General features: G+C 60.2%; 19 protein-coding genes. 7 read left to right on the forward strand and 12 right to left on the reverse strand.

Annotated elements, in window-relative coordinates; genetic code table 11:
* Nucleotides 1-233 precede the first annotated feature (233 nt).
* Nucleotides 234-1,148 carry a HEPN domain-containing protein gene (locus tag D0Z70_RS22890; protein ID WP_119750390.1) on the forward strand — a complete coding sequence of 305 codons (915 nt, stop codon included), beginning with the start codon at nucleotides 234-236 and terminating at the stop codon, nucleotides 1,146-1,148.
* On the opposite strand, the gene D0Z70_RS22895 is transcribed toward D0Z70_RS22890, so the two are convergent.
* Nucleotides 1,145-1,597, reverse strand: a complete 453-nt coding sequence (locus D0Z70_RS22895) for a polyketide cyclase (RefSeq protein ID WP_239019093.1) — start codon at nucleotides 1,595-1,597, stop codon at nucleotides 1,145-1,147. The two genes, D0Z70_RS22890 and D0Z70_RS22895, sit on opposite strands and share 4 nt — an antisense overlap.
* Nucleotides 1,598-1,935: 338 nt before the next feature.
* Between D0Z70_RS22895 and rlxS the strand changes: the two genes are divergently transcribed.
* From rlxS to D0Z70_RS22910, 3 genes are all read left to right on the forward strand, one after another.
* Nucleotides 1,936-3,885 carry a relaxase/mobilization nuclease RlxS gene (gene rlxS / locus D0Z70_RS22900; RefSeq protein ID WP_119750392.1) on the forward strand — a complete coding sequence of 650 codons (1,950 nt, stop codon included), beginning with the start codon at nucleotides 1,936-1,938 and terminating at the stop codon, nucleotides 3,883-3,885.
* 95 nt (nucleotides 3,886-3,980) lie between these two features.
* A complete protein-coding gene (locus tag D0Z70_RS22905; protein ID WP_119750395.1) occupies nucleotides 3,981-4,403 on the forward strand; it encodes a condensation domain-containing protein in 423 nt (140 codons plus the stop codon).
* Complete coding sequence (locus tag D0Z70_RS22910; protein ID WP_119750398.1) at nucleotides 4,400-4,594, forward strand: helix-turn-helix domain-containing protein; 195 nt, start codon at nucleotides 4,400-4,402, stop codon at nucleotides 4,592-4,594. Before D0Z70_RS22905 ends, D0Z70_RS22910 begins: the two co-directional genes overlap by 4 nt.
* 405 nt (nucleotides 4,595-4,999) lie before the next feature.
* Here the strand turns inward: D0Z70_RS22910 and D0Z70_RS22915 are convergent, their stop codons facing one another.
* The 9 genes from D0Z70_RS22915 to D0Z70_RS22955 all read right to left on the reverse strand — a co-directional run bounded on the left by D0Z70_RS22915 (nucleotide 5,000) and on the right by D0Z70_RS22955 (nucleotide 16,163).
* Nucleotides 5,000-5,845, reverse strand: coding sequence for a molybdopterin molybdotransferase MoeA (locus tag D0Z70_RS22915; protein WP_182914094.1), 846 nt, complete (start codon nucleotides 5,843-5,845; stop codon nucleotides 5,000-5,002).
* A gap of 22 nt (nucleotides 5,846-5,867) precedes the next feature.
* Nucleotides 5,868-6,233 (reverse strand): MoeA family protein, encoded by a 366-nt coding sequence (locus D0Z70_RS22920; protein WP_182914095.1) that lies wholly within the window; start codon nucleotides 6,231-6,233, stop codon nucleotides 5,868-5,870.
* A 115-nt stretch (nucleotides 6,234-6,348) separates the two neighbouring features.
* Nucleotides 6,349-6,627, reverse strand: a complete 279-nt coding sequence (locus tag D0Z70_RS22925) for a hypothetical protein (protein ID WP_119750405.1) — start codon at nucleotides 6,625-6,627, stop codon at nucleotides 6,349-6,351.
* A 123-nt stretch (nucleotides 6,628-6,750) separates the two neighbouring features.
* Nucleotides 6,751-8,202: an aldehyde dehydrogenase family protein gene (locus D0Z70_RS22930; protein ID WP_119750407.1), complete on the reverse strand. Its 1,452-nt coding sequence runs from the start codon at nucleotides 8,200-8,202 to the stop codon at nucleotides 6,751-6,753.
* Nucleotides 8,203-8,291: 89 nt separating this feature from the next.
* The gene (locus tag D0Z70_RS22935) at nucleotides 8,292-9,974 is read right to left on the reverse strand and encodes an AMP-binding protein (protein WP_182914096.1); all 1,683 of its coding nucleotides are present in this window, start codon (nucleotides 9,972-9,974) and stop codon (nucleotides 8,292-8,294) included.
* A 74-nt stretch (nucleotides 9,975-10,048) separates the two neighbouring features.
* Entirely contained in the window at nucleotides 10,049-12,364 is a 2,316-nt protein-coding gene (locus D0Z70_RS22940) for a TonB-dependent receptor (protein ID WP_119750411.1), read from the reverse strand.
* A 34-nt stretch (nucleotides 12,365-12,398) separates the two neighbouring features.
* Entirely contained in the window at nucleotides 12,399-13,730 is a 1,332-nt protein-coding gene (locus D0Z70_RS22945; protein ID WP_119750413.1) for an FAD-dependent oxidoreductase, read from the reverse strand.
* Entirely contained in the window at nucleotides 13,727-14,032 is a 306-nt protein-coding gene (locus tag D0Z70_RS22950) for a ferredoxin family protein (RefSeq protein WP_119750415.1), read from the reverse strand. Before D0Z70_RS22950 ends, D0Z70_RS22945 begins: the two co-directional genes overlap by 4 nt.
* A 1-nt stretch (nucleotide 14,033) precedes the next feature.
* Nucleotides 14,034-16,163 carry a molybdopterin-containing oxidoreductase family protein gene (locus tag D0Z70_RS22955; RefSeq protein WP_119750417.1) on the reverse strand — a complete coding sequence of 710 codons (2,130 nt, stop codon included), beginning with the start codon at nucleotides 16,161-16,163 and terminating at the stop codon, nucleotides 14,034-14,036.
* Between the two features lie 102 nt (nucleotides 16,164-16,265).
* Between D0Z70_RS22955 and D0Z70_RS22960 the strand changes: the two genes are divergently transcribed.
* From D0Z70_RS22960 to D0Z70_RS22970, 3 genes are all read left to right on the forward strand, one after another.
* On the forward strand, nucleotides 16,266-17,204 hold the full coding sequence (locus tag D0Z70_RS22960) for a helix-turn-helix domain-containing protein (protein WP_239019095.1): 939 nt from the start codon (nucleotides 16,266-16,268) through the stop codon (nucleotides 17,202-17,204).
* Between the two features lie 598 nt (nucleotides 17,205-17,802).
* Complete coding sequence (locus D0Z70_RS22965) at nucleotides 17,803-19,197, forward strand: AlbA family DNA-binding domain-containing protein (protein WP_220475701.1); 1,395 nt, start codon at nucleotides 17,803-17,805, stop codon at nucleotides 19,195-19,197.
* Between the two features lie 5 nt (nucleotides 19,198-19,202).
* Nucleotides 19,203-19,874, forward strand: a complete 672-nt coding sequence (locus D0Z70_RS22970) for a hypothetical protein (RefSeq protein WP_119750421.1) — start codon at nucleotides 19,203-19,205, stop codon at nucleotides 19,872-19,874.
* Between the two features lie 40 nt (nucleotides 19,875-19,914).
* Here D0Z70_RS22970 and D0Z70_RS22975 read toward each other — a convergent pair whose 3' ends face one another.
* Nucleotides 19,915-21,738, reverse strand: coding sequence for a hypothetical protein (locus D0Z70_RS22975; protein WP_119750423.1), 1,824 nt, complete (start codon nucleotides 21,736-21,738; stop codon nucleotides 19,915-19,917).
* A partial coding sequence (locus tag D0Z70_RS25115; protein ID WP_182914097.1) for a hypothetical protein occupies nucleotides 21,735-23,582 on the reverse strand: 1,848 nt, incomplete at its 5' end. The genes D0Z70_RS25115 and D0Z70_RS22975, both read right to left, overlap by 4 nt.

Below are 23,582 nucleotides of genomic sequence, written 5' to 3' on the forward strand. Positions count from 1 at the left end.
CCTATACGGCGCGCGGCGGGGTCGGCAGCGTCGAGAAGGCGCTCGAGCTAGCTGCCCGCGAGGATCAACGGCAGGACGACACAGAGCTTTCGGCAGAGGCCGAGCCGGAACGGCAGGCTGCATAATCCACCCATGGCTGGCGGCCATCATGCCGCCAGCCATCCTTCTTTCCTCATCCGCCCCTGCCGATTTTTTGCTTGGCATGGGCGTAATTTGCCGCAAGGCTTGGCCCCATGAAATCGATCACGGACAAGGATGTGACCCTGCCGCTGGCCAAGCGCCGCGAACTGGATTTCGTGGTCGAAACGCTGCGCGATGGCTTTGCCACCGCGACGGCTAAGAAGTGCCACGAGAAATATCGGCAGGGCCGCATCCTCAAGATCATCCTGTTCGGCAGCTATGCGCGCGGCGACTGGGTCGAGGACCCGGTGGGCCGCTATTTCTCCGACTTCGACATTCTCGTGGTGGTCAGCGGCGAGGACTTCACCGACGGCGCGGAGTTCTGGATGAAGACCGAGGCGAAGCTGCTCGACGCGCTTGCCGATGGGTCACGCCTGCGCACGCAGGTCAGCCCGATCTACCACAGCATCGATGATGTGAACGCCCAGCTGAAACTGGGCCGTTACTTCTTCATGGACATCGNTGGCATAATCCTGTTCGAGGAACCGGATCATCCGCTGGCCGAACCGCAGCCGTTGGAGCCGGATCAGGCCCTTAAGGAGACGCAGGACTATTATGAGGAGTGGCTTTCCAGTGCAGAAGGCTTCTTCGATACGTCGCGTTATGCAGCGAGTCAGGGTCGCCTCAACGAAGCTGCTTTCCAGCTTCATCAGGCCACCGAACGCTTCTACCACTGCCTGTTTCTGGTCCGCACCTTATACTCGCCCAAGACCCATAATCTGAACCGATTGCGCTCCCAGACCGAGCAACTCGAGCCCCGCCTTGCCGCCGTCTGGCCCGCCGACACCAAGTTCGAGCGGCGCTGCTATGAACTGCTGCGCGCGGCCTATGTGAAGGCGCGCTACTCGCGCCAATATGTCATCACGCCAGAGCAACTGGCATGGCTGAGCGAACGGGTTGCGCTGTTGCAGGACCTCATCCGCGAGCTGTGCAGCGCGCGGATCGAAGACCTCGCCAAGGCCGCCTAGCCCTCGATCAGGCTCTTCAATTTCTTCAAATCCCGCATCACCCATTTGACGTCCGCCGAATAGCGTTCGTCATCCATGTCGGGCTGTCGAAACAGCGTCAGCAGGACCTCGGCTCCCTCGCCATTGGCGATGATCCGCATCGGAATGGAGATGGCGGAACCGCTGCCCGTATCGACCCAATGATCCATGATCCCATGGTCATTATGCGGCGTGAACCGGATGCGGATCGGACCGTCCGCGCCATCGGCAAGCCATAGATCCCCCTCCTGCCGCAGGTCGGATTCGGCCAGGCCCGACGCCCATTTGGTGAAATATTCCGGTCGCCAGATCCATTCATAGAGCGCCTGCCAGCTATGGTTGATCGACACGCTCAAGGTGCGTGATGGCAGCATCTTGCTTTCCCTCTGGCTCTTGCATCCGACGCTTTTGCGGCGTCCCAGGCTCTCCATGCGCGCTACGACTCCTGCGGTGTGACCGCAAGGATCATGCGGACGATCCGCAGGCCCACTGCGCTGGGGCTGGTCGTCGGTGGCAGCGGTGAAGAATGTCCATAGGTGTCCGGAGAGGCGGAATCAGGAGGATAGAAGGGACGGCAAGATTAAAGTGCTGCCTCCATGCGGCGAGCGATCGGGCGTCTGCACAGGCTTTGCGATGGAGGCATGGAAAGTGCCTTGCCTCCATGCCGTTGAGGTCTGACGCGAACCCGCGCTGTGGCGATGGAGGCCCTTGAACGCGGCCCTTAGGCTTGCCCATCCTCTTGTCCTTTACGGACTAGGAGGAGGAAGGGATGCCCGGCGACGATGACTTCGAACTCTGGCTGGGTCGCATTGGCGCGAAGGATCGCAGCGTCGGCCAGACCCTCGCCCGTGCCCGCCGTGCGGGCGGCGTGGCGAGTGCCAGCGGCCGCCGCTTCACTGGCGCGGCGATCGGGCGCGGCGCGGGCGTCGGCCGCGTGCTGGGCGTATCGCAGCGCATGTCTGGTCTGCGTGCCCGCCGCGCCGTCGTGAAGGCGCGGATCGTGAAGCTTGGGGGCAAGGGCATGGCCGCCGCCGCGCATTTGCGCTACCTGCAACGCGACGGCACCACGCGCGAAGGCGAGCGCGGCGCGCTCTACGGCGCGGATGTCGACAGGGCCGATGGGAAAGCCTTCCTCGAGCGTGGGCAAGGGGATCGCCACCAGTTCCGCTTCATCGTCGCGCCTGAGGATGGGGCGGAGTATGAGGATCTCAAACCCCTGGTCCGTCGCCTGATGAGCCAGGCGGAAAAGGACCTCGGCACAAGGCTCGACTGGGTCGCGGTCGATCACTTCAACACCGGCCATCCCCATAGCCATGTCATGCTGCGCGGCGTGGACGAGAAAGCCAAGGACCTGGTCATTACCCGTGACTATCTGACCCAGGGCCTCCGCAGCCGCGCAGAGGAACTGGTCAGCCTCGACCTTGGTCCACGCTCAACCCAAGAGATCATGGCTGCGCAGGATCGCGAGATCGGCCAGGAGCGCTTTACCGGCATCGATCGCCGCCTGCTGCGCGAGGCCAATGGCGATCGCCAGTTGATGGTAAGGACCAACGATCCGCGTGAACATGCCCTGCGCGTCGGTCGGCTGCGCACCCTCGAACGACTTGGCCTCGCCAGCGAAGGCAAGGCAGGCCAATGGACGCTTGATCCCGAACTCGAGCCGACCCTGCGCCGGATGGGCCAGCGCGGCGACATCATCCGCACCCTGAACCACGCTCTGCGCGAGGCGGGCATCGCCCGGCCGCCGCAGGACCATGCGCTGTTCGACAGCCGCGATCCGGCAGCCATACCGATCATCGGGCGCCTGGTGGCGACCGGCTTGTCGGACGAACATCGCGACCGGCGCTACATGATCATCGACGGCATCGATGGCCGCAGCCATTATGCCGATATCGGCGAGGACCAGTCCGTCTATGCCAAGGGCACGATCCTGCGCCTCTCGCCCCGTCCGGCAGACATCCGCACCGTGGATCGCACCGTCGCCGCCATCGCCAGTGAATATGACGGCAAATACAGTGTCGATATCCACCTGCGCCATGATCCCGCGATGAGCGAGGGCGGTGCCCAGGCCCATGTCCGCCGCCTCGAAGCGATGCGCCGTTCGATCGGCAGGCCCGAGCGGCTGGCGGACGGAACATGGCAGGTCGGCCCGGACCATCTCGCCGACGCGTTGGCCCATGAGCAGCGACAGGGGCTTAAGACACCGGTGATCATCGAGACGCTGTCACACCGGTCGCTAGAGCAGTTGCCTGCCCATGATGGCGAGACCTGGCTCGATCGCCAGCTGACCGCTGCCACGCCCGAGCCCTTGCAGCGCGGCTTTGGGGCAGAGGTGCGCGCGGCGCTGCAGCAGCGGCGGCAATGGCTGGTCGAGCAGCAGCTGGCCGAGGGTGAAGAAGGCGCTACGCGTTATCGCCGCAACATGCTGCAGCTGCTGCAGCGCCGCGAGCTCGATCGCGTGATCGCGAGTATCGAGCAGGACACCGGCCTTGCCCATCGCCAGCCCCATGGCGACACGCCGGTCGAAGGCCTCTATCGCCGCGCCGTGCAGGTGGGTGACAAACGCTATGCGCTGATCGAACACGCCCAGGAGTTCAGCCTCGTGCCCTGGCGGCCCGTGCTCGAGCGCGCCATCGGCAAATCCGTCTCGGGCGTCATGCGCGGCGAGGGCATCAGCTGGACCATCGGCACCCGGACACGGGGGCTGGGCATCAGCTGATCGAGGCAGCCCTGGATGGCCCCGGGCGGCACCAGCGAGACTCTGTCCATCGGCGACCGCAGGCGCGATCCTGGCAACCGAAAGGATCGCCGCGCATGAAGACGTTCAAGACCCGCCATCAATTCTATCTGCCCGACGCCTTGTCGGAGAAGCTCGAGGCGCTGACCGCTGCGCCGGGCGCGTCGAAAACGACCATCCTTACCGACGCGCTCACCGCCTGGCTCGAGCGCAAGGCGGGCAACGAACTCGACCAGCGCTTCGGACCCAGGCTCGACCGGCAGAGCCGGGCCGCCGAGCGGCTCGAGCGCAAGGTCGATGCACTCACCGAAATCCTCGGCCTGTTCGTCCAGCATCAGCTGACCCTGGTCGCCCATCAGCCCGCGTTCGATCCTGAGACGGCGCAGCTTGGGCGGCTTCGCTACCAGCGGTTCATGGAACTGGTGGAACGGCGGCTTGGCAAGACCGCCGAACCCGAGCGCCTGCCCTCTGCCAACAATAGCAAGGAGACCAAGCCATGATCCTCGAACCCACACCCGAGCGGATCACGGTCCGCATCAAGGAAGCCTGCCGTATCACCGGCATCGGTCGGTCCAAGCTCTATGAACTGATTGCCGAGGGCGAGATCGAGATCGTCAAGATCGGGGCCATGACCTTGATCCCGGTCGATAGTCTCAAGGCCTTGACCGAAGGCCGACGGCAGCGACGGTGAACAGCCTCGCGGCAGGATAGCATGCTGCCGTGCATTGAATATAAGGAAGGGCTTCCTATCTATGCCCTGTCACTCTTCCCCCCTTGAGTGACACCTCCCTGAACTTCGGCCCCGTCAGCGCATCGCGCGGCGGGGCTTCTTTTTGCCCGCGTTGGTGGTCAGGGCAGTTAAGATTTTTGACGATAGCTGGGACATTCGCGACCGTCAGCTTCGGAGCGCTAAAGCGCTGAATCCGGACGCCGCAGGAGAGCAAACGTACATCCGTTAGTCTGGCATAGCTGACATGGCTGCCAGTGTCGTCACGCTGCCTGCGACCTACTTACGCCGGTCCGATACCCGTGCGTGAACGACTTGGTGACACCAGGACCGAAGTAACGGATTTCACCTTTTTTTATTGAGATTTCGTTAGACGATGCGACCGTATAATTGGTATATTTCTGACGTTACTCGCCCGCTCAGATCTGCGCTCGTACGTATCCAGGCGTTCGCCATTAGAAGCGGCCTTAGCCGGAGAGATTGTTGACCCGGAAGAATTTTAATTGCATCTTGGCCGCTGTAGCCGTTGCTTCGGAATATTTTCGAAAAAGTCGTGATCCCAGGTCGTACATTCCCGATCGGTTCGACAGTCTCGCCTATCTCTTCATCTAGCCCCAGCATCATCCGAACAGCATGCTGTACAAAGAATCGACTACCCACGAGCGCCGCGACGGGATTGCCAGGTAATCCGAAGAAGGGGCGACCGTCAGCGAGGGTTGCGAATAGCACAGGCTTTCCCGGACGCATGGCGATGCCATGAAAATGAATTGAACCACCCTGCTCTTCGATAAGCCGGGGGATGATGTCCCGGCTTCCCGCCGATATGCCGCCCGTGGTGACCACTATGTCTGCCTCTTCGATAGCGACAAGTTCCGCAACGTGGTTCCGAAGGAAATCCTCGTCATCCGGGGCTGGCGGAAGCAAGCTGCCGTCAATCCCTGCATAGCGAAGACTTGCCGCAATCATTGGGCCGTTTGCATCATAAACTCTTGCGCTTTCGCCGCAATTATCCTGAAGTTCGTCACCGGTCGGCAGGAGTGCGAAGCGGGGTCTTTGCTTTACCTCGACCTCTTCCACGCCGAGGCTGATCAGCGCGCCGATTGCAGCGGGGCGTATAATGTCTCCAGCCTTGACGATTATATCCCCGACAAACCCGTCCTCTCCGCGCAATCGGATATTTCTGCCCCGTTCGATGGGTTCGGCAAGGTGCAGCATTCCTTCTATGACCCGTGCATGCTCATTCAAGACAGTCGTAGCCGGGCGGAACGGGTGCGCCCGTGCTGATCGGAAGAGCCATATTGGCCGCATAGATCGCATGCAAGTTTCCCGCGTGAGCAGGTGCTAGGAGGCCAAGAACGACAGGCGCTATGCCGCAAGCCTCGGTACAATCAGCAGAATTGACGGCGAAACCGTCCATCGCCGCCGCATCGAAACGAGGGAAGTCGGAACGCGCCTTTACATCCAGAGCAACAATTTCTTCCAATCCGTCGCGAACATTGATCCTTTGATTGGGCATCGCCGCACACTTGTCTGCAATGATCGAAAGCGCTTGGCAGAACGATGTTTTAGTCGGCTTGGTGCCGGATGTTGGTGAGATATTCATGATCGTATCGCGCGCAACTGCGCACCGATGTCCGACCAAGTCATGCCGACCATAACGCCTTGGAAGCATACCAGCGTTAGGTCGACGTCGAGGCATTTGATGACGGGGACGAACATCAGCTCGCCTCATCTGGCGCGGCGATGCGCATGACATGCTGGGTGATCAGTGCACCGTCCATCCCTATGCGTTCCAGCAGACGTTTCGCCACGGATCGGCGGATCGGCTGATGGTCGCGCAGCTTGTTCCAGGTGTTCCAACTGATGCCATAGGCTTGCATCACTCTGCTGGGATGGCCCGGCGGAAGCGCCTGACGCATCGCTGCGACCAGATCGGGGTCAATCGTTAGCATGGCCGGGGCTTCGTGCAGCGCGGTCTGGATAGCATTATGTGTCAAATGAGGATCCTTTCCTTTCAGCTCCGTGCGGCTTCATATGCTGCATGGTAAGTATGGTGCGTCTTTGAATGGAGCCGCTGCTGGCGGAGAAATCGCAATGTCGATCGTTGACTTGAAAGTCGTTTAGACCAACGCGGCATTATTCGCGTTGATGACGCGAATCTGGGTGAATTCATGCAGTCCTTCCTCAGTGAATTCCACACCCAGGCCAGACTGTTTCGCGCCGCCAAAGGGTATGGTGGGACCGAAATCCAGATGCTTGTTGATCCAGACCGTTCCGCTTTCCATCCGGCTCGCCAGATCATGTGCCTTCGCGCGATCGTTCGACCAGATCGAGCCGCCCAGGCCACTGTCTGACGCATTGGCGCGCGCCAGGGCATCCTCGGCATCATCGAACCGGATGATCGGCAGAATCGGACCGAATTGTTCTTCGTCGACCAGCCGGGCACCGTCGGCAATATCCCGCACGATCGTGGGCCGGATGAAATAGCCGAGCCGATCCTCCACCTGGCCGCCGGCGATCACCGTGCCGTTGGCGCGGCCATCTTCTATGAAGCTCTTGAGCTTTTCATACTGGGCCTTGTTCTGGACGGGGCCGATCTGCGTGCCCTGTTTCAGTCCGTCATCGACCATCGCCCGGTCGGCAAGACAAGCAAGTTCGTTGCATAGTGCGTCATATATTTCCGTATGCGCATAGACCCGCTTGATCGCTATGCAGACCTGACCCGCGTTCAGGAAAGCGCCGTTGAAGATCGCTGGCGCGACCACTGCGGGGTCGACATCGGGCAGAACGATCGCTGCGTCGTTCCCGCCCAGTTCCAGCGTCAGTCGCTTGATTGACGCGGCGGCGCCCGCCATCACGCGACGGCCCGTCTCCGTCGATCCGGTGAACGATATCTTGGCGACATCCGGGTGTGCGGTCAGGCGCGCGCCCAGATCATTCTGGTCGGTGATGATGTTGACGACACCGGCGGGAAATATGTCTGCCATCATCTCACCCAGCCGCAGGGTCGTGAGCGGTGTTGTCGGTGCCGGTTTGATCACCAGAGTGTTGCCCGCCAGCAGGGCGAAAGGCAATTTGAAGGCGACCATCAGCAGAACCGGGAAATTCCACGGGATGATCGCGCCCACGACGCCGAGCGGCTTGCGATGCAATTCGACCCTGCGACTGTCGCTATCCTCGATTACCTCCACCGGTAGATCATGCAGGGCGATCTGCCGAATGAAGGCTTCGCTATAGCTGATCTCCATCTGCGCTTCGGGGAACGGCTTGCCCTGTTCCTGCGTCAGCAAATGGGCCAGCGGGAAAGCATCGTCGCGGATCGCATCGGCGAATTGGAGTATCTTAGCGCGCCGATCGGCGATCGAAGTGTCCGCCCATACCCCAAACGCGGCCTTCGCGGCGGCAACGGCTTCGTCCAGTTGGGCTTCCGACGCGCGCGGGCAGGATGCCAGCACTGCCTCTGTTGCGGGATTGATGACGTCCATCGTCATCGCTCCATCGACCAGCTTGCCGTCAATCAGCAGCTTATAGGGACGATAGGCGCTTTCTGCCGGGCGGTTTGCATTGCTCATAGCTTGCATCTCCTCATCTGTTATTTTTGCGCTTGCTGGTTCAGCGACAGGCGCTGAACCGGCCGTTTTCAAACTCTTTGTGTCAGCGATCACGCTGTCTGCCGTTCCAGCGGGGCATGTTCGGCCAACATGATGTCGCGCATGGCGAATTTCTGGATCTTGCCGGTCACCGTCATGGGAAATTCGGTGACGAACCGAATGTGCCGGGGCACCTTGAAATGGGCGATCTGCCCCTGGCAATAGGCCCGTAGCGCTTCCGTCGTCAGGCCGGGATCGCGCAGCCTGATCCACGCGCAGACTTCTTCGCCAAGACGCTCGTCGGGCAAGCCAAAGACCTGCGCTTCCTGAATATCGGGATGACGATGCAGAAACTCTTCAATTTCGCGTGGAAAGATATTCTCGCCACCCCGGATGATCATATCCTTGGCGCGCCCGGTAATGCGCACATATCCATCCGCATCCATCGTCGCCAGATCGCCCGAGCGGATCCAGCCCGCCGGGTCCACGGCCTCGGCGGTACGGTCGGCATCCTCCCAATAGCCTTTCATCAAACTATAGCCACGGAACAGGATTTCGCCCTGCGTCCCGCGGGGCAGGACGCGACCGTCGCGATCCACGATCTTCGCTTCGACAAAATCATGGACCTGCCCGACGGTCTCGACACGTTTCGTCAGACTGTCGCTCGCCATGGTCTGAAAACTAAGCGGGCTGACCTCCGTCATGCCATAGCCAATGGTGATTTCCCGCATGTGCATCTGCGCTATCACACGTTCCATCACATCGACTGGGCAAGGCGCGCCTGCCATGATGCCCGTCCGTAACGAGGACAGGTCGAAGCGCAAAAAATCGGGGTCGTCCAGTTCAGCGATGAACATTGTGGGCACCCCGTGCAGGCCGGTGCATCTTTCCTCCGATACAGTAGCCAGCACTGTCTTGGCGCTGAACGCTTCGTCCGGGAATATCATGCAGGCGCCATGAGTGATGCAGGATAGCACCCCCAGAACCATGCCGAAACAATGGTAGAGCGGCACGGGGATGCAAAGCCTGTCTTCGGCTGAAAGGCCCATTCGTCGACCGGAAAAAAAGCCGTTGTTCAAAATATTGTGGTGCGTGAGAGTCGCGCCTTTGGGCGAGCCGGTGGTGCCGCTGGTAAACTGGATATTGATCGGCTCTTCCGGCTGGAGCCGGTCGGCCAAAGTCTCCAGCACCGCATCGCTGCTGGCGTTCGCACACGCAGCAACGGCGTCGAACGCGATGCAGCCCGGCGGTGGCGTGTCGGCGATCATGATCAGCCACTGCAACTCAGGCAATCGCGCGGCATTGAGGCAACCAAGCGGGGCCGATGCCGCTTCGGGGGCCAGTTCGGCAATCATCGCGCCATAATCGCTCGCCTTGAATGCGCGCGCGAATATCAGGGCGCGGCAGCCGACCTTGTTGAGGCAATATTCCAGTTCTGCGATGCGATAGGCCGGATTGATGTTGACGAGGATCATGCCTGCCTTCGCCGTGGCGAGCTGCGTCACGACCCACTCCAGATTGTTCGGCGACCATATGCCAACGCGATCGCCCGGCTCCAGGCCGAGCGCGAGCAAGCCGCTGGCGAAGGCATCGACCCGCGCGGCCAGGCCGGCATAGGTCAGTCGGACATTTTGATGGCGCACGACGATCGCTTCACGATCACCATGTAAACGCACAGTCTTGTCGAATGCCGCGCCGATGGTCTGGTAGAGAATTGGATGATCGCTGCATCCCGAGACATAACTTGCCTCCATGTCCATCCTGTCCTGTTCTTTGTATGTTGGAGGTCCATCGGCGAGCGGCACGCCACTCGCCGATGGACAGCGTTTCAGAAACGTCTGCGGAAAGTGACGCCGTAGGTGCGTGGCGTGCTGTAATTTCCCTGGACGAAACCGGCCGCTGCATTGGCATCGCCGCTGAAGATATATTGCTTGTCGCTTAGGTTCTTGCCCCAGACGACGAGATCCCAATTCCCACCACTATTTTCATAAGCAATCTGGGCATTGAAGATGCTGTAACCGGACTGGGTCAACCAGACCGAGTTGATATCGTCATTGTAGATTTTGCTGTTGTACGACCAGTCACCCCGCAACACGACGTCGCCATCGATGCCCGCAGCCGGGATACGATAATCGAAACCGGCACTGGCGGTCCATTCGGGGGAGTTTGACAATTTATTGCCTGCCCTGACCTGGAACGCTGGCAAGACGTTGGGCGAAAAGGCCAGAAGTTTGGTGTATTTGGTATCCAGATGTGCAAGCGAAGCATTCAGGGTCAGCCCTTCGGTAGGCTTGGCCGTCAGTTCAGCCTCGAACCCTTTGATGCGGGCATCGCCGCCATTTTGGGTCCCCGGTGCAAAACCTTCGATGACGGTGATTTGCAGATTTTGATATTTGGTGGTGAATGCCGCGAGGTTGAGTCTGACGCGGCGGTCCAGCATTTCCAGCTTCGTGCCGATCTCGAACGTAGCCAGCTTTTCCGGTCGGAATGCGAGTACGTCCGCACGCGGAGAAACGGTCCGGGCATTGAACCCACCGCCCTTATACCCGCGCGAATAGGATCCGTAGAATAGGACATCGCGCGACACTTTATAATCGACGCTGAAACGCGGTGATACATTCGAGAATGTCTCGGTGACCCGGTCGTACGGCACCGTTCTCACGCCCGCAAAAGCGCCGCCAGCCGCTGGGTCGTAGATGAAGTCCGGCAACAGTGACTTCTTGTCGTGAGTATATCTTATGCCGGCCGTGACTTTGAGATCGTCCATCAGCTTGAAGGACGCTTGGCCAAACGCGGCATAGCTGCTATTATCTGCATCCGATTTCAGGATCACCGTCCCGATCGAAGGCGGCAGAGCGCAGCGATAGTCATCGACGGCGCTTTCCTTGAAATAATAGGCACCCACGATGTAATCGAGCCGATCGGCAAAAGCCGTTCCGAGCAATTGCCCTTCCTGTGAAAACTGCTTCTGCTTGAAATCGCTGAAACAGTCGGCGATCTGAAGTGGCGAATTGTCGGCGTCCCGATTGAAGCTGCCGCTGACTTTGCGGAACGCCGTAATCGACTTCAGGGTCAGATCGTCGGCTAGTTTCCATTCCGCCGTGCCGGCAAAGCCGGTCACATTAAGGTTGGTGCCATTAGGCCCGGTCTGAAAAGTGCCCCGCTTGTTGCCGGGGGCTACAACCCAGCGATCGTCATAGAGAACCCCGGTGCCATAGCCCGGCACATCGGTAATGGCTGCATCGACAGCATTATAGGCCGCGGTCAATGTACCGTCGAGTGGTACGGCCAAGGCCGTTGAAGCGACGGTGGCTTCGCGGATGCGTGAGACGTCCGCAGTCAGGTAAAAGTTGAAGCTGTCCGATGGCGTATATTCTACGGCAAGACGGCCTGACCCACGGTTTACATCGCCGGGCGTGCGCTGGCTGCGATTGTTATGGGCAGGCGGCGGATAATCAATTGCGAGCAGATGGCTCCAGCCATCGGCACGCTTGTATCCGAACGTCAGTTTCGTGCGCAGGACTTCGGAAATAGGCGTATCGATCGATCCCCGTATTTCCATGCGATCATAATTGCCATAGGTCGCTTCAAGCGAACCGCCCGGTTCCTCGGACGGACGCTTTGTCGTGATGCTGATCGCGCCGCCGATCGTATTGCGCCCGAACAACGTGCCTTGGGGACCGCGCAGCACTTCGATCCGCTCTACATCGAGCACATCCAGCACGCCGCCGACGGAACTGGACACATAGACGCCATCCACATATGTGCCCACGCCCGGATCGTCGGTAACCTGATAGCCTGATTTGCCGACGCCGCGAATGAAGACGATCGCGGCGGACGATGCGCCGCTCAACGGTGCCGTTGCGTCAAATTGCAGGTTGGGGGTAAAGGCGGCGATGCCGGAAATGTCATCGACATTTTTGTTGACTAGCGCAGCCGCATTGAAGGCCGTGACAGCGATCGGCGTGCTTTGCAGATTTTCAGCCCGCTTCTGGGCCGTTACGACAATTTCATCCAGCCCCCTGTTCTGCGGGTCGGTGGCGGCGGTGTCTGCCGGTTGCTGCGCCAGGGCGGGCTGCGAAGCCATAAACGCCGCGATCGCCATCGCCGACGCGATATAGGATAGATTCCTACTCTTCTTCATTTTACTTCCCCTTTGTTAATGTATTTTGCGCTTATTATTCCCCTGCATTCAAAATCATCGCCGCAATGTCGGTGATTTTCTCCCTTGGCTTTGCGTGATTTGCGCCACCAAGGATTTCGGCCCTGTCGATATTTTCCCACTGGGCAAAAGAGATACTGGATCGGCCGATCGACGTGCCTGCACCGGTCAATAGATGGACGGATGACGTCGGTTCGGGCAGCGAAGGAAGGTCGGCGAGAAGATGTCCGACCGTTTCAACGGCATCCGCCCGGTTCGTGCCGATCGTCCCGCTGGCCCCCCGTTTGATCCAGCCGGCGGCGTAAAGCGCCGGAACCCAGCCTTGCGCATCGCAAATGCGCCCTGCCTCGTTGCGGACGAAGCTTTCGCCGCCGACGTAAGGGAGGCCCGGAAGCAATGTCGCCCTGCTGCCGATGCAAGCAATGACGATATCAGCCTCGACGTCGACCTCGACTTCAGCGCCCAAGAGAGGCAGACCCTCCGAAATCGGCGATCGGGCAAAGCGAACCCCGCTGACCCGATCGTTGCCTAGAATGGCGATCGGCTGCAGTCCGAATGCGAAATGACAATGCCGCGACCCCATGGCCGCATCGGCGGCTGGAAAACCGCTGAATATCGCCGCGACACCGCGTTCAGGCGAGGCCGCAAAATGACCCGGCTCGGCGGTCGTCACGCATCCGGGGATCGTGCCAAATTCGCGCAATTCCTTTTCCGTGCAGCGCGCCTGTGCGGGGCCGCTCCGTCCTGCCACGACGATCCGTTCGATCCCGGATGCTGCGAGCGTCTCCAGAGCATGGGCGGCGATGTCGGTTCGCGCCAGCGCGTCCGAAGGCTTTGCCAGGATGCGGACGACGTCCAACGCCACATTGCCAAGACCCAGCACGACAGCCGTTTTACCCGACAGGTCGGGCGCGAGAGAGCGTCGATAGGGATGGCCGTTATACCATCCGACAAAAGCCATGCCGCCATGGACGCCCTTCAGATCAGCGCCCGGAATATCCAGCACCCGGTCCCGTTCTGCGCCGCACGCGATAATGACGGCATGATAATGACGCCGCAGGTCCTCGACGCTTACATCTCGCCCGACCGTCACATTCCCAAGAAAACGAAAGCCAGCCATCGCTGCGATGGCGCGAAAGACAGTGATGACCTGTTTGAGCTTGGGATGATCCGGTGCCACGCCATAGCGCACCAAACCATAAGGCGTTGGCAGTCTGTCATAGAGATCGACGGCCACGCCTTCAGAAGCCTGGAGCAGAGCCTCCGCGGCGTAGAAGCCCGCCGGTCCAGCGCCGACGATAGCGACGTGATAGCGCCTGTCGGCATCATGGGCACCTACTGCACTCACAGACCCAGCGCCGCTTTGCGCGCCTCGGCTCCGGGCAACGGATCCATGGTGCCGGTCAGGCGTGGCAAAATTGCTGCCCGCTCGCGATTTTTCTCAATCCAGTAGCGCTGATCATCAGGCAGGTTGAACTCATCGTCGATGGCACCCACGGGGCACGCCTCAACACAACCAGCGCAGTCTATGCAGTTGTCAGGGTCAATATAGACCATCGTTTCATCAGCGTGGAAACATTGAACCGGACACACGGCAACGCACTGGGTAAAGCGGCAATCGACGCAATTGTCGGTAACGACATAAGCCATGTCAGCAACGCTCCACAGCAACCAGAGTGTCGGAAAATGTCGGAGCTGCCCCCATATCGGCGTAGCGCGACGATGTGACTGCGTGGACGGTGGCACCGCCACTGTTCAGGCTCGCCCAGTGCCCAGCTGGTGCCACTACGACGCCCTGGCGAATATCCTTCGTGACCTGAGCGATCGCTTCGAACGTGCCGCGGTCATTATGCACCCTCACCCGCTCGCCTGCGGCAATGCCGTATTTCGCTGCATCTGCCGGGTGCATGACGACCGGCTGTTCCCCAGCATGCCGGCGCTGGTGTGGAAGATTGCCGAAGGAGGAACTTAGAAATGCGTGATTTTTGGGCGTAATGAGGTTGAGCGGATAGCGCGCAGCCAGCACTGGATTGGTGAACCGGGATTCCTGCGGTGCGATATAATGCGGCAGCGGATCGATCGGCTCACCCGACTGTTGGCCGTCATAGCCCTGGCGAAACAAGCCGAGCACGAAATTGCCTTCCGCCGCCATCGATGCCTTGAACTCGCACTTGCCCGATGGCGTGGCGAAATTGCCTTGCGCATGGGGGGCATATTCATCCGCGGAAGGCAGGTTGAGCCGGGCAAAGCCTTCGCGCTTGAGCCGCTCGACGGTGATGCCCTCCATCTGCGGGGCGTCCCACAGCATCGCCTGGGCAATCTGCTCCTCGTCGGTGCGGGAGAAACAAGGGTCTTCGAACCCCATGGCCTTGGCGAGCCGCCGGAACAGTTCCGTGTTCGATATGGCCTCACCCATCGGGTCGATCGCGCGATTATTATAGGACAGGTAGAAATGCCCCCAGGAAAACATGATGTCTTCCTGTTCCACCTGGGTCGTTGCGGGCAGTAGGATGTCGGCATAGCGCGCGGTGTCGGTCAGGAAATGTTCGCTGACGACCGTGAAGAGATCCTCGCGCGCCAGTCCTTGTGCAATCCGGCCCTGTTCCGGAGCCATCGCCATCGGATTCGCGTTATAGACCATCAAGGAGCGGATTGGCGGATCGAGCGGCATTTCGTCGGTGAGTGCTTCCCCCAACTTCCATTGGTTGAGCACTCTTGGTTCGGGACCGATGAAATCAGGCCGTATGAAAGCACCCCAATTCACAGGAAACGCCCAAAGCGGAAGCTGGAGCAGTCCGCCACCGGGACGCCGCCAACTACCCACCAACGCGGGAATACAGGAAATGGCACGCACCGCCTGTCCGCCGCCGCTTTGCCGTTCGATCGCGACACCGATGCGGATGACGGAAGGCTGGCTGGTGGCAATTCCGTGCGCGAGTTCGGTGATCAGTTCGGCTGAAAGACCGGTAATGTCGGCGACCATTGCGGGCGTATATTCAGCCGCCCGCTCGGCCAGTTCGTCTGCACCGATCGAATATTGCGATATATAGTCCGCGTCGGTCAGCCCATCACGAAACAGGATGTGAATGATGCCAAGCGCCAATGCCCCATCAGTGCCAGGGCGGATCGGGACATGCAGGTCCGCGAGCCGCGCGGTCCTTGTCCGATAAGGATCGATCACCACGATCTTGGCGCCGCGTTTGCGCGCCTCATCGATGAAAGGCCAGTGATGCGAATTGGTGGTGAGCGTGTTGGACGCCCACAGAACGATATAGCGGGAATGTACGAAACTTTCCGGGTCCACGCCAGCGGTGTGGCCGATGGTCATAGTGTAAGCAGTGCATGCGCCCGAATCGCAGAATGTCCGTTCTGAAATCGTCGCGCCCAGCTTATTGAAGAAGGGATCGCCGACGTTCAGGCCGTTCAATATCCCCTGGGTACCAAGATAGCTGTAGGGAAGGATCGCTTTCGGACCGGACGTCGCGGCAATTTCTTTCCAGCGCGTTGTTATTTCCTCCAGCGCCTCATTCCATCCGATCTGCTCGAATAGACCCGAACCTTTTGGCCCCGTTCGACGCATTGGATAGAGTATTCTATCAGTGCTATTGACGCGCTCCTGATAGTTATTAACCTTTACGCACAATCGCCCCTTCGTAAAAGGTTGATCGGGATTTCCGCGAACCGATATAACCTTTCCATTTTCTTTGGAAACGATCATCGAACAGGTGTCAGGACAATCCTGAGGACAGGCACCTATTACTGTTTCTGTTTGAGAAGCCATGCGGTCATTACCCCTTTAAGGGGAAATACATGACTGGTTGACGTAGGAAGATATTGCCGACTCTTGCGGAAGTTTTTACATTTCCTGCGCAACGCCATAGTAGTGGTTGTTCCGCGCAGGATCGTGTTGCTTAGTGGCGACGGGAGACAGGCGATGCGAGTCAACGGTCACGGGGATTTGAAATATAATACGGGGCGTCGGCTATCGGACATAGCCGAATGGTCAGGCCTTCGTGTCGAATCCTGGCGGCATGAGGCGGGCGTTCTAACGGACCTCAAGCTGGATTGTACCGAAGTCGCCGTTCTTCTGGCCGGGCAACTGACGGTAAAGCGTACCGGCGACGGATTGCTTCAGGAAGCCATAGGTGGGCCTGGCACAACGTGGCTCTGTCCAGCCGGCACTTTTGAAAGCGACATCCAATTATCCGCGCCGATGGAAGAATGTATCCATATCTTTCTCCCACCAACCCTGATGGAGCAGGCTGCGTTGGAAGCCTATGAGATTGACCCAGCGAAAGCGCGATTGGGCTATGCCGGTGGCCTGAACGACGCATTGTTGGTTCAGGTCGGCGCGACATTTCGAACATTGCTCGAACGCGGACCGGCTCCAACCGACCGGCTGCTGGTCGATGGCATGCGCGCAGCGCTCGCTGCACATCTGGTAAGCCATTATTCTGCCGATCATTGGCGACCTTGCGAAAACGAAGCAAGCCGCCGACTTGATCCCGTGCGACTGAAACGTGTGCTTGACCTGATCGAGCACAGGTTGGGACACGAGCTATCGCTCGACGATCTTGCTGCGCAAGCTTGTCTTAGCCCATTTCATTTCACGCGTCTCTTCCGTGAAGCAACCGGATTGACGCCCCACCGCTATGTGATGGATCGTCGCATCCGGGCAGCAAAGGAAAAATTGGCGCTGGGGCGGGCCTCGCTGGTCGAAATCGCGCTGGAAACCGGTTTCGGTTCCCAAGCCAACTTCAATCGCGTGTTCCGCAAGGCGACCGGCGTCTCTCCCGGGCATTTCAGGAAAATTGGCGGGTGAGGATCAGTATAAAGGTGTCGCATAGCTGCGTAGGGGAATCGCATTGCCAAGCGCAGAGCGCCTATTGGATAGAGCTCCGTTTGTTGGAAGCCGACGTTCACACGCCGTGGCTCCGGGACGAGAATTGGTGAATAATCGTCGAAATAGCAGAAGATCCGCTGTTGGGGATCGAAAATCCGCGACTGAATGGCGACAAAGGGTCGACTGCTACCGCAAGCGAACGCCGGGTCGTGGGACAAACCCGTCATTCGCGATCATGCGCCGGAGCGGCAGGTTTAGGCTGAAGCGGACGTTCGTGGTTGCGCAGCAGTAGTCGACGGAATGAGCAACCTTGGCCTGTCGACTGGCCGCTTTCGGATTGCTTAAAGTCGAAGGGGACGTCCATTCTTAGCCATTCGAGTCCAGAAAGACGCAACCCGAGCGCCAGCAGCTGCGCGTGAGGCCCTTTACCCTATCAGGAGCCCCGGTGCGGTGCGGTCGACGGTCAACAGGCGTTTCGGTAAAAAAGTAACAGGCATGACCATGAAAGTGAGTTCGGCGCTCGCATGAACACTTTCGGCATATTATTGATGATTGCGCGACGAAGGAGACGAAAAGCGTGGCCGTAAATGCCGGTGATATTCGTAAGACGGACCTCAGCGATCTCGTCGACTTTCCGCGCGAGACGCTCGATGTTGAGCTCAAGGGTTGGCTCGATCTGGCCGACCGCGTGGCGCAGGCAAAACTCGCTAAGCATATCGCCGCGCTCGCCAATCACGGCGGGGGCTATTTGGTGTTCGGCTTCCAAGATGACGAGAGCGTCGCCCCGACGCGACCGGTCGATCTATCGGCTTACAATCGCGACGCATTCAGCGCGGTCGTGAAGCGCTACCTGACACCGACGTTTCAATGCGACGTATCAATCGTCAGCGCTACCAGTGGCTTGGATTATCCCGTGGTGCGCGTGCCCTCGCATGGAGCGGCCCCGATCGCCGCAAAGGCGGATGGCCCAGCCGACGACAAAGGCCGGCCGCAGGGCATAGTCTCGGGTGCGCATTATATCCGCAAAACCGGTCCGGAAAGCGCGCCGGCGCAGAATGCAGAGGACTGGCAGCCGCTGATCCGGCGTTGCGTCCTTGCCGATCGTGACGCGCTGCTCAGCGATATCGCGAGAGCCGTGCAGATTCGAATAGAGCCCGAGCGGCCCGGCACTGATGCCGTCCTTGCGGCATGGCATGATGCAAGCGCAAACCGGTGGGCAGCGATTGTCGCCAACGCCCCAACTTTCGACTGGCCGGTCGATATCTCAGCCAATCATTGCCAGCTGAGCTACATGATCCTCGCGGACGACGGCGTTGAGCTCCCTGCAGGTGAACTCCGCCGTACGCTCGAAGACGCCAACCGCGACGTTCGCCAGACCGTGTGGACCGGATGGAGCATGTTCTATCCCTTCACGCGGCCCGAGATCGCCGCGGCATTGCACCCCGAACACGACGATGGGAGCGGCGTCGAAGTGCTCGAAAGCAATTTGATCGGCGACGGCAGTTTCGAAACCAGCTTGCCGGACTTTTGGCGTTTCGCCGCGGACGGCCGGGCGACGCTGCTCCGACCCTATCGCGAGGATCGTCGAAGCGGCATTTCATTCAGTGGCCGGACGAGCGGAACGTGGCTCAGCCCCGAGACGGTTCTTCGCGAGACAGCCGAACTCGTAGCACATGCCAGGATCATGGCTGAGCGTGCCGGTGGCACCAGCGTTGCATTCCGCTGCACGTGGAAAGGTCTGTCGGGTCGCATGATTGACGATTTCGGCAATATCTATTGGTCGCCTGGTCGTGTGGCACGTGCCGATCAGCGAACGACCAGCGGAACCTGGGACGTGCCGGCAATCGTGGCAAACTGGCATGCAGTGGTGGCCAGCCTCGCTTGCCCGGTCCTTAACCTGTTCAATTTTGAGGGCTGTGGCGAGCAACTGGTTGCGGGTTTGGCACCGCGGTTCGTCAAGCTGTCCAGCTAGCCGGCATGCGAACCCCGCTGTTCCGATATTTCGGCGAAGAAGCCTATGCACGCGCCTTTATCGACAAGGGCGAAGTCTACTTGCGTCCGCTCGCTTTTTTCCGGGCGTTCGAGGACGAGCAGGTGCGCGGCGACCCCGACGACGGAATGTTGATCCACGCGCCCGAGACCGGTCTGGTGCTTACCAAGGAGAACGGGGAGATCGTCGCGTTGCCGGAGGGCTGGCGTTTCCGCGCTTCGGCCAAGGAAAATGATATCTTCGTCTATTGTCTGAGCCTCGAACGATCCGAGCACCTCGCTGCCAAATTCAAGAGCCCATTCTGCGTTGAAGTCCGCGATCCAATCCGACTGCTCGGGCGGATCGCTTCGTCCGTGCGTTTGCGGTCTCGCCTCGACCGCCGCGTCTACAGCCGAACGGTCGATTATCGCAGCTTGGCCGCGGCACCCGGCGTCGAATGGGCGCTCCCCGAACGTGTCGCCTTCATCAAGCCGGAGGGCTGGGCATGGCAGAATGAACATCGCATCGTTCTGGGCCTGAAAGGCGCGTTCGATGTCGAGAATGTCGAATGCGCGCTGGAAAGCGGCCAGCGGGAGCCGGGTGCGCGAGCCGCATCAGCCGATCCCCTGATCCTGCATGTAGGCAATTTGTCTAAAATAACCGAATTGCACCGGTTCTGAACCGGTCGCACTTGCGTGATATCATCAGGACGACCGCCTCTTACGGCGCTGACGATACGACCAGTTTGCCGATGTCGAAAGCTGGGTCGAGGCGCGAAGCCGTCGCCAGAAGGAAGGCGCGATAGCGCGCCTTGCCATACCTGCCCGGAGTGACTTCCATGACATAGCGCTCGGGTTCGGCGCGCAGATCATCAAGCAACGGCAACCAAATTTGCGGCGGCGGCGGTAGCCGGTAATGCCTGCACGCAAGTAGGAGAACCGGCCAATGATTCAGCTTGATTGCCGACAAGGCCGGAAAATCGACATTGGCGGAGCATTCGGCCCGGAGCTTGCCGATCAAGGCCTCGCCGTCATCGCCGATGCTCAAGCCGCCCAGCGAGGCGCCCTGATACCTGTCGCCGTGCCAGATCTTGCCATCGGTCCGGCTGTTCGGGACCCAGGTCTGAAGATTGCAGTGGGCCAGAAACTGCGTGTCGAACGCGCTCAGGGCCTGGACGGTATCGAGGTCCTGCATGCCGTAGGCGACCATCGCGAGCAGCGGATACAGGATGCTGCCCTTGGTCGCTTCTTCGCGATATTCCGGGGTGCGCGCCAGGGGATGGCGGATCAACGTCGTATAGTTGCCGTCTGTGGCCGGATAGCGAAGATGATGCTTGTACGCGAGCATTGTGGCACCGGCAGTCTGCTGAACCCAGGCCGTGGCGAGCGCTCGCGTCGATGGTACCGCGCTCAAGAACAGCAGGCTGAGCGACAAGTCGATTGCGTGGCCGTCCGTCACGGGCACGAACATCGCTGGGTTGGCGAACGGCATTTCAGCGAATTGTGTCGCGATTGCCTCTACCTCCCGCGTTGGGGAGGCGAGCAGGCGCGGCGTGTCGCCCGAAGGTGCCGCCATCCATAATTTCCACAGCCCGCCCATCGCGATGCGACCGGCAGTTTCAAATAAAGCGAGATTGATGTCGATCGTCTCGGAACCGCCGGACGCAAAGCTCAAGGCGTGCACTGACGCGGCATGCGGCAGCACCTTCTTCGCGTAGAGGGAGTCCCAGACGTGCAGATGCAGCTGGACCAGCTCGAAAAACGAATGGCCCGCCTCCAGGCGCCGGCCGGTATCAGCTTCGATCTCTTGCCACAGCAGCTCCCAGCCGGTGAGTACGACGAGCTCGCTGGCACGATAAGGCGCTTCAAGATTGTTGGCTTCGCGCCCCCACACGAAAAGGATCCAGAGCGCGAGGTAGAGGATACGGACCCGCGCCGTTGGCTCTTGCGCCGTGTCCGCAGCGACCCTGCGCACCAGCTGCCCAAAATAGTTCATGGCGACGTCGGGCTCTTCCACCATCGCGGAAGCCTTGCGAAGAAGGTGACGCAACTCGGCGGGAAAAACCTCCTCGCGTAACGCGCCGTCCATGACCTTGCCGGTCAGCGTGTCCCCGCTCCAGACGCGATATGCGATGGTCGGTGTCTTTTCCTTGCGCATGAAGCCATTCACGAGCGGCTGGACGTTTTCGAGGATCACCCCGCCGATTGCGATCACGATAACGACCGGCAGCCCCTCATGCTCGGGCGCGACACCGTTCAGGTAGGCGTCCTTGATCTCGTCGAGCGACGGGCGCAGCGCTTGGTCCGAAGCACCGTTCCACTCGGTCCGGTTGAGATCTCCGCGCTTGACGGAGAACAGGAACAGCTTGCGGACCCCATCGGTATCGTCCCCGACAGCCGCGATATCGGCGCCGTATTGCCGCGTGCCCACCATCGGTCGCGAAAGCACTTCGAAGCCCATCGCAGTGAGCATTTCGGGAAGGATAACGTCGAGTTCGTCGCGTTCCTTAAGGCCCCGGAAAAACTCGCGGACAATCGGGTTCATGCGCGCGGCTTGCCCATCGAGAACATCGTGCGCTGGAGCCAGAGGCCCACAGGATCGATCCGATCGAGACGCGGGATTTCCTGTGAATATTGGACGGTTCCCATACGGAATTCACTACGCGCGGAAGTGCCGTCGCCACTGAACACTTCGCTGACCGCGCTGTCACCGTAGAGCAGGACCGACACCGGAAAGAGGCTGGCCAGGCTTCCCTTGCGCGCACCCTCGGTAATCGCGCGCTGTTCTTCCTGGCGCTGAACGGCAGCAATGTAGCGGTACCGCTCCGATGGCCGCATCTCCTCGATGAATCCTGCAGCTTTGACCCCGGCGATGTAGTCGCGCAAGTGATCGAGAAGGCGTTTGATCATTTCTTTGATCGCCGTCGGCTCACCCGGCGAGCGTTCCTCGAGATACTTTCTCGGGCCGTCCCAGTAGCTAATCAGCAACGGATCGAGAATGACCTGCTCGATCGTGCGCATCGCAGCCGCAGGCCCCGTCTTGGCCAGGCTCAGCAGGATCGCAACTGCCGCGACCGGATGAAGAATGAGACTTGCGACCACGCGGCGCGCAATCGACGCGGATTGCTCTTCGGTCAGTGCGAAGCCGGAGAAATCCAAGCTGAGCGTCAACGGGTCGTCCAATCCCGTGGTAATCAGATCCGCCACCGCTTCGGTTAGCTCGAAACTCCCGTCGGCGAGCCACTCCGCTGCTATCGGTTCGAGCCCGAGCGGCGACTCGCTCCGCAACTTGTGTGCGGTCGATTCAATATCCGTCAGGGCGGCCACGCCAGCGCGAAGCAGATCTTTCAAAAGCGCGAAAGCCTCTTGCGCGCGCGCGCCATCGATCATCCCGTACAACGCGTGATCGATCGCATCGATCGTCTCGGCTTCGCCGGCGCGTGTCTCGCGCAGCACCGCGCAGAGTGCCTCGACCAGATCGGGGTCGGTCGCGGCGACCTTATTCAGGAACAATGCGTTCGCCGCGGCCAGCCGCACGCCGCAGGTCGATTTGCCGACCTGACCTCTGACGGACATCAGCGCAGTTGCGCTATCTCCAATCGTTGCACTCAGCGTGAGGAGCGCCCCAAGATTCGCGCCTGCTCGGTCCTCGCCAGCCGTGTCGAGCGCATCGCGGAGTGCGCCGATCGCAGCGGCGCCGTTTGCCGGGTCCGACGGCTGCATGTTACCCAGCGCGAAGGCGGCCGCATTCGCTTCGACATCGGATGGGCCAACGAGCATTGCCGACAAATGGCCAACATGGCGCTTCTGTGCCATACGCAGGCCCGCCGCGAGCGTCGGTATCAGCAAATCGGTCGGCGCGGTGCCGTCGCGGATCGCGGCCAGCGCGCTGCCCACCCGGCTTTCATCCCGATCGCTCCATTCCGAGAAGGCGTTGATCATGAAATAGGGCGTGCCCGTTCCGCGGGAGCGAGCTGTCGCCGCTACGACCAGCCCTAGGAGTGGGCCAAGCTCAATATCAAGCTGGGGGACGACCTCTGACAGCAAGGTCTGCATAGGGTATCGAAGCGCACCAATTTCCGGCTTCCCAAGCAGTTCTGCCAGATCAAGTTCTTCGCGATTGTGGGCATTGGCGATCATCGTGGCGAATGTCTTCCATTCGGCCGCGCTGAGCGCGCCTTGCGCCCGTTGGACGAACGCTTCGAACTCGCCCGTGGTAATCGAAGCCTCAAGCGCTGTTCGGTCGTACGTCTCGTCTTTTTCGCTAGGTCGTGTCCCACGGGGTGGTGTAGGAAGGTTTTCCTGAGAAGGGTGGCCACCGTCGATCTTCTGGTAGGGTTCGGATGCGAACTCGAACCTGGAGAAGAAGACGATGACCGACGACAGAAT

The sequence above is a fragment of the Sphingobium terrigena genome, assembly GCF_003591655.1.
GTDB lineage: Bacteria > Pseudomonadota > Alphaproteobacteria > Sphingomonadales > Sphingomonadaceae > Sphingobium > Sphingobium terrigena.

Bases quoted from the DNA above. Each gene is read 5' to 3' on its own strand.
- D0Z70_RS22975 (WP_119750423.1), bottom strand. From the start codon at position 21,738: ATGAACCCGATTGTCCGCGAGTTTTTCCGGGGCCTTAAGGAACGCGAC.
- rlxS (WP_119750392.1), top strand. From the start codon at position 1,936: ATGCCCGGCGACGATGACTTCGAACTCTGGCTGGGTCGCATTGGCGCG.
- D0Z70_RS22905 (WP_119750395.1), top strand. From the start codon at position 3,981: ATGAAGACGTTCAAGACCCGCCATCAATTCTATCTGCCCGACGCCTTG.
- D0Z70_RS22930 (WP_119750407.1), bottom strand. From the start codon at position 8,202: ATGAGCAATGCAAACCGCCCGGCAGAAAGCGCCTATCGTCCCTATAAG.
- D0Z70_RS22935 (WP_182914096.1), bottom strand. From the start codon at position 9,974: ATGGAGGCAAGTTATGTCTCGGGATGCAGCGATCATCCAATTCTCTAC.
- D0Z70_RS22940 (WP_119750411.1), bottom strand. From the start codon at position 12,364: ATGAAGAAGAGTAGGAATCTATCCTATATCGCGTCGGCGATGGCGATC.
- D0Z70_RS22950 (WP_119750415.1), bottom strand. From the start codon at position 14,032: ATGGCTTATGTCGTTACCGACAATTGCGTCGATTGCCGCTTTACCCAG.
- D0Z70_RS22955 (WP_119750417.1), bottom strand. From the start codon at position 16,163: ATGGCTTCTCAAACAGAAACAGTAATAGGTGCCTGTCCTCAGGATTGT.
- D0Z70_RS22970 (WP_119750421.1), top strand. From the start codon at position 19,203: ATGCGAACCCCGCTGTTCCGATATTTCGGCGAAGAAGCCTATGCACGC.
- D0Z70_RS22910 (WP_119750398.1), top strand. From the start codon at position 4,400: ATGATCCTCGAACCCACACCCGAGCGGATCACGGTCCGCATCAAGGAA.
- D0Z70_RS22920 (WP_182914095.1), bottom strand. From the start codon at position 6,233: ATGAATATCTCACCAACATCCGGCACCAAGCCGACTAAAACATCGTTC.
- D0Z70_RS22915 (WP_182914094.1), bottom strand. From the start codon at position 5,845: ATGCTGCACCTTGCCGAACCCATCGAACGGGGCAGAAATATCCGATTG.
- D0Z70_RS22895 (WP_239019093.1), bottom strand. From the start codon at position 1,597: ATGGAGAGCCTGGGACGCCGCAAAAGCGTCGGATGCAAGAGCCAGAGG.